The sequence below is a fragment of the Komagataeibacter kakiaceti JCM 25156 genome (assembly GCF_000613305.1).
Map to the genome: position 1 here is coordinate 1 of NZ_BAIO01000302.1, position 2,925 is coordinate 2,925.

Consider the following 2,925-nt stretch of genomic DNA (forward strand, 5'->3'; position numbering starts at 1 on the left):
AGCGGACGTACGCAGTGCGCCCGGCCCCTCGTCCCGCACGATCCGGGCCCTGAGCTGCTGGATCTCGCCCGCCATCTGGCGGCGCATCTCCAGCATTTCGCGACGCAGGGCGGTGATCGATTCATCCTGCGAGGCAGCCATGGCCAAGGAGGGGCAGATGGTCGCGGAAACCACGGCGCTGAATGCCAGAATACGTCGACTGCCAAATTTCACGACCATTTTTTCTTTTTCCCACTCATGGCACGCTCATAAATCACAATCAGTCATGTTTAATGACATATTGACTGCGTGCCATCGTGGTTAATCCATCTCAAACCACTCGGTCAATGGGTGGTTCAGTCGTATATTATCGTTTTTTATAGTTTAATATGCATTTGTCGATAGTGGGTCGTATGTACCACACAGAATCCAACTCCGTTCCCGTTATTTTTTGGCAGAATGGGTAATATAATGTCTATTTTCATATTGTTATGTGACTGCACCGCATTCCGGACAGCCTGACATACCACGAAACGCACCCGATTCTCCGCCCACATTCCACGGCATAAAGTCGGGTTATTTCACAGGTTATCGTGATATGATTTTTTATCTCGATACGGATCGTTGTTTTAATAACGCATATATATAGTGAAATTTGAGAGCATCGGCTGCCCGCGCATACGCGGGCCGCGACAGGGATGTTTTTCTGTCCGCCCCGCGCGGAAATCCCTCCTCAAACCGGGGATATGCGTGATACGGTGCGCCCGGCATGACGACCCAGATAATGATCGAACTGATCGCCGTCCTTACGGCGGCGCGGGATGACAGCCCGCAGGTCATGACAATTGACCATGGCCGTTCATTGCCGTCCGGACCGCTTGAAAGCACGCACCGTTCCCTTCAGGCCGGGGTGCGCGCATGGGTGGAACGCCAGACCGGCCACCCGATCGGCCATGTGGAGCAGCTCTATACCTTTGCCGATCATGATCGCACGCTGGCCATGGCGCAGGGCCGGATGATCGCCATTTCCTATCTCGCCCTGACGCGGAGCCACGCGGGGGAAACCGGCTGGCGGGACTGGTACGACTATTTCCCATGGGAAAACTACAAGGCGAAGGAAGGCCGGACCTGTCGCGCCTGATCGAACAGCGGCTGCGCCAGTGGGTGGCCGGAATGGAAAACTGCGCCGCCCGCATGCGCCAGTGGCACCGCTGCACGACCCTGTTCGCCATTGGCAACCTGTCGGCATGGAATGACGAACTGGTGCTCCAGCGCTACGAACTGCTGTATGAGGCGGGGCTGGTGGTGGAAGCAGGCTGCCCCCCCGAACACGCGGTGCCCGGGCAGGCCATGTATCACGATCACCGCCGCATCCTGGCCACCGGCATGGCGCGGCTGCGTGCAAAGATACGTTACCGACCGGTCGTATTTGAACTGATGCCGGAAGAATTCACCCTTCTGCAATTGCAGCGCATGGTGGAAAGCCTGTCGGGTATCCATATACATAAACAGAACTTCCGGCGGCTGATCATGCAGCAGCAACTGATTGAAGAAACAGGCGCGATGGAGGAACGGACCGGCGGCAGACCCGCCCGGCTGTTCCGTTTCTGTGGGGAAGTCAGGCAGGCGCGACAGATCACGGGCACGAAAATTCCCCTCGTCCTGCCCTAGGCGCCGGGTAGCAGACCCCACGAAAATCCTGATTGACAAACCGGCCGTTTCGCTTTGGAAGTGTCGGGTCGGCCCCTGTCAGACGGCTTATACTCAGTATGAGCATAAACCTCTGGCGGGAATGGGAAGGAAGAATGACCATGAACCAGATCGCGTTGCAGGACAGGACGGATGAGCTGTATGACCGGGTGCGTCATCTGGTTCCCGAAATGGAATGGGAAACCTTTGTCGAGGATATCCGGGCGATAGAAGCCTGAAGCGGGAACGTAACGCCGTCATCCTGGCGCATAATTACCAGACGCCTGAAATCTTCCATTGCGTGGCCGACATCCGGGGCGACAGCCTTGCCCTTGCCCGCGAGGCACAGGAAACGGAGGCCGATGTCATTGTCATGGCCGGTGTCCATTTCATGGCGGAAACGGCAAGATGCTCAACCCGCACAGCACGGTCCTGATACCGGACATGCATGCGGGCTGTTCGCTGGCGGATTCCATTACCGCGCGCGATGTCCGCATGCTGCGCGAGAAGCATCCGGGCGTGCCAGTGGTCTCCTATGTCAATACCTCGGCCGAGGTGAAGGCCGAGACCGATGTCTGCTGCACATCGGGCAATGCGAAACGGGTGGTGGAAAGCCTGGGCACCGATCGGATCATCATGATCCCCGATGAATATCTGGCCCGCAATATCGAGGCCGAAACCGGCATCAAAATGATTACATGGCCCGGTCACTGCGAGGTACATGAACGCTTCACGCCCGAGGAAATCGCCCGCATGCGCGCCGACAACCCCGGCCTGATCGTCATCGCGCACCCCGAATGCCCGCCGGAAGTCGTGGCCGCGTCCGACTTCAGCGGTTCGACCGCCATGATGGGTGATTTCGTGCGCGCCCATGCCGGCAGCCGCATCCTGCTGGTGACCGAATGTTCCATGAGCGACAACCTCGCGGTGAAATATCCCCAGACATCCTTCGTGCGCCCGTGCAACATGTGCCCGCACATGAAGCGCATCACACTGTCCAACATCCGCCAGGCGCTGGAAAACATGACGCATGAAGTCACGCTGGACCCGGAACTCGCCAGCCGTGGCCGACGCGCCGTTGAGCGCATGCTGGCGATATGACCACCAGCCTCCCCCCGCTGGAACAGCTTGCCGGCCAGCCGTTTATTGTCGGTGCGGGGCTGGCGGGGATCATGACGGCGCTGTCCACGACGCGCCGCTGCGTCCTGTTCTGCCCGGGGCGGCTGGAAGACGTGACACCGCCACCCGGCGCGAGCG

At 58.9% G+C, this 2,925-nt stretch carries 3 pseudogenes; 2 read left to right on the forward strand and 1 reads right to left on the reverse strand.

The annotated features are described in order from the left end of the window. Positions 1–213, reverse strand: a pseudogene (locus tag JCM25156_RS24190) (hypothetical protein); the annotation flags it as partial. 535 nt (positions 214–748) lie between these two features. Here JCM25156_RS24190 and JCM25156_RS32650 point away from each other — a divergent pair. Next, positions 749–1,650 (forward strand): annotated as a pseudogene (locus tag JCM25156_RS32650) (NUDIX hydrolase). A 214-nt stretch (positions 1,651–1,864) separates the two neighbouring features. Further along, positions 1,865–2,769 (forward strand): annotated as a pseudogene (nadA, locus tag JCM25156_RS24200) (quinolinate synthase NadA). Positions 2,770–2,925: the final 156 nt, after the last annotated feature.